This is a genomic window from Streptomyces sp. YGL11-2, assembly GCF_050054615.1.
Classification (GTDB): Bacteria; Actinomycetota; Actinomycetes; order Streptomycetales; family Streptomycetaceae; genus Streptomyces.
Window position 1 is genome coordinate 1 of record NZ_JBNHIN010000127.1, and the last position, 3,690, is coordinate 3,690.

The window sequence follows — 3,690 nt, forward strand, 5'->3', positions numbered from 1 at the left end:
ATCTGCACGAGGCGACCAGGCATCTGGATTTGGATGCGTTTGTGGTGTTCTCGTCGGTGGCGGGCACGATCGGTAGTCCCGGTCAGGCCAACTACGCTGCGGGTAACGCCTTCTTGGACGGGTTGGCGCGTCATCGTCGTGCGGCGGGTCTTGCGGCGACGTCGTTGGCGTGGGGCCCGTGGTCGCAGGACAGTGGTATGACCGGCACTCTCACCGATGCCGACCTGCAGCGCATCGCCCGCCAGGGCATGCCGCCGCTGTCCGCAGAGCAGGGCGTGGCACTCTTCGACGCCGCACTGGCGGCCGATGGCGCCCAACTGCTCCCCGTACGCTTCGACTTGGCGGGGCTGCGCGAGCAGGGAGAGGTGCCCCCCTTGCTGCGCGGTCTGATCCGGACCCGCGCCCGGCGCTCGGCGGTGGCCGACCCGGCCGCGGCCGCCGGCCTGGTGGGGCGTCTGTCCGGACTGGGCACGGCGGAACGGCGCGAGGCGCTGCTGGACTTGGTGCGCGCCCAGATAGCCGTGGTCCTGGGGCACGCCAGCCCGGAGACCGTCGATCCGGACCGGGCCTTCCAGGACCTCGGTTTCGACTCGCTGACCGCGGTCGAACTCCGCAACCGGCTCAACACGGCGAGCGGCATGCGCCTTTCGGCCACAGCCGTCTTCGACTACCCCACGGCCGGCACGCTCGTCGACTTCCTGCTGGCCGAGCTGTTCGGCGCGCAGGCGGAGGCCGAGGCGTCGGCGCGGGTGCCGTCGCTGGTGGCGCCGGCCGACGACCCGGTGGTGATCGTCGGCATGAGCTGCCGCTACCCGGGCGGCGTCGCCTCTCCCGAGGACCTCTGGCGGCTGGTGTCCGAGGGCGTGGACGCGGTGTCCGACTTCCCCACCGACCGCGGTTGGGACGTGGAAAGCCTCTACAACCCGGACCCCGAGGCGCTTGGCACCTCGTACTCCCGCTCCGGAGGATTCCTCCACGAGGCACCGGAGTTCGACCCGGAGTTCTTCGGGATGAGCCCCCGGGAGGCGCTGGCGACGGACTCGCAGCAGCGGCTGCTGCTGGAGACGACCTGGGAGGCCATCGAGCGGACGGGCATCGACCCGACGTCGCTGCGCGGCAGCCGGACCGGTGTCTTCGCCGGCGTGATGTACACCGATTACGAAGACCTCCTCGTAGGTGACCAGTTCGAGGGTTTCCGCAGCAACGGCAGCGCGGCCAGTATCGCCTCCGGTCGGGTGTCCTACACCTTCGGTTTCGAGGGTCCGGCGGTCACGGTGGACACGGCGTGCTCGTCGTCGTTGGTGGCGTTGCATCTGGCGGCGCAGGCGCTGCGGGCGGGCGAGTGCTCGTTGGCGCTCGCCGGCGGCGTGACGGTGATGTCCACCCCGACGACGTTCGTGGAGTTCTCGCGGCAGCGTGGACTGGCGGCCGACGGGCGCTGCAAGGCGTTCGCGGATGCCGCCGATGGTGTCGGTTGGGGCGAGGGCGCGGGCATGCTCGTGCTGGAGCGTCTGTCGGATGCGCGTCGTCTTGGGCACCGGGTGTTGGCGGTGGTGCGTGGTTCGGCGGTGAATCAGGATGGTGCGTCGAATGGTCTGACGGCGCCGAACGGTCCGTCGCAGCAGCGGGTGATCCGCCAGGCCCTGGCCAACGCCCAACTGACCGCTGCCGACGTCGACGCCGTGGAGGCGCATGGCACGGGTACGACGTTGGGTGACCCGATCGAGGCGCAGGCGCTGCTGGCGACCTACGGCCAGGAGCGTCCGGAGGATCGGCCGCTGCTGCTGGGTTCGGTCAAGTCCAACATCGGTCATGCGCAGGCGGCTTCGGGTGTCGCGGGCATCATCAAGATGGTGTTGGCGATGCGGCATGGTGTGCTGCCGCGGACGCTGCATGTTGATGCGCCGTCCCGGCACGTGGACTGGAACGCGGGCGCGGTGGAGTTGTTGACCTCTGCGGCCGAGTGGCCGCAGGGAGAGGGACCGCGCCGCGCGGGCGTCTCCTCCTTCGGCGTCAGCGGCACGAACGCGCACGTGATCCTGGAGCAGCCCGAGCCGGTCGCGGACGACGCCATACCGGAGGAGGCCGAGGACGAGCCCGGCGCGCTGGCCTGGGTGCTCTCCGGCAGGAGCGAGGCCGCGCTGCGCTGCCAGGCGGCACGCCTGCTGTCCCTGGTCGCCGGCCGCGAAACGCTGTCCGCGCGGCACATCGGCCACTCGCTGGTGACGGGACGGACCAGCTTCCCAAACCGTGCGGTGGTGTGGGGCCAGGACCGCGACGCACTGGTGCGCGCCCTGTCCGCGCTCGCGGTGGGCGAGTCCGACGCCGGCCTGGCGGAGGGCCCGTCGGGCACGGGGAAGACCGCGTTCCTCTTCTCCGGCCAGGGTTCGCAACGCCTGGGCATGGGGCGGGAGTTGTATGACCGCTATCCGGTGTTCGCGGAGGCGTTCGACGCGGTGTGTGACGCTTTGGATGAGCATCTGGACCGGCCCCTGCGTGAGGTCGTGTGGGGTGCGGACGCGGAGCTGCTGAACCAGACCGCCTATGCCCAGGCCAGCCTGTTCGCCATCGAGGTGGCGCTGTACCGCCTGGCGGAGTCGTGGGGCGTGCGCGCCGACTTCGTGGCCGGGCACTCCGTCGGGGAGGTCGCTGCGGCTCACGTCGCGGGGGTCTTCTCGCTGGCTGATGCGTGTGTGTTGGTGGTGGCGCGGGGTCGGTTGATGCAGGCGTTGCCGGTTGGTGGTGCGATGGTGGCGGTGCGGGCGTCGGAGGAGGAGGTGCGTGCGTGCCTGGTCGAGGGTGTGGCGATCGCGGCGGTGAACGGTCCGTCGTCGGTTGTCGTCTCCGGGGTGGAGGAGGCGTTGCCGGTTGGTGGTGCGATGGTGGCGGTGCGGGCGTCGGAGGAGGAGGTGCGTGCGTGCCTGGTCGAGGGTGTGGCGATCGCGGCGGTGAACGGTCCGTCGTCGGTTGTCGTCTCCGGGGTGGAGGAGGCGGTGCTTGGGGTTGCTGCGCGTTTCGAGGGTGAGGGTCGCAAGACCAGTCGGCTGCGGGTCTCGCATGCCTTCCACTCGCCGCTCATGGAACCGATGCTGGAGGAGTTCCGGGCCGTGGTGGCCCGACTGTCCTTCGGCACCCCGACGATCTCCGTCGTGTCCAACCTGACGGGCCGACTCGCCGAGCCCGGACAGCTCGCGCAGGCCGACTACTGGGTCCGGCACGTCCGCGAGGCGGTGCGCTTCGCGGACGGGATACGGGCCCTGCGCACGGAAGGCGTGACGCGTTTCCTCGAACTCGGCCCGGACGGTGCGCTCTCGGCGATGGCCCGGGAGTCCGCACCGGACGACGCCGTGCTCGCTCCCGTACTGCGCAAGGACCGTCCCGAGGAGACGGCACTGCTGGGAGCCCTGGCACAGCTGTACGTCCGGGGCGCGAGCGTGGACTGGGCGGCCCTGTTCTCCGGTGTGGGTGGGCGGTGGGTGGATTTGCCGACGTATGCGTTCCAGCGTGGGCGGTTCTGGCCGTCGGGTGGGGTTGTGCGTGTGGGTGATGTGCGGTCGGCGGGTTTGGGTTCGGTTGGGCATCCGTTGTTGGGTGCGGTGGTGGAACTGGCGGGTTCCGGTGGGTTGTTGTTCACGGGGCGGTTGTCGTTGTCGTCGCATCCGTGGTTGGCGGATCATGTGGTGCTGGGGT

At 70.6% G+C, this 3,690-nt stretch carries 1 protein-coding gene; it reads left to right on the top strand.

Translation table 11 applies throughout. From position 1 onward, the window contains the following. On the top strand, window positions 1–3,690 hold a 3,690-nt coding region (locus ACO1BR_RS43850; RefSeq protein ID WP_426800710.1), incomplete at both ends, for a beta-ketoacyl synthase N-terminal-like domain-containing protein.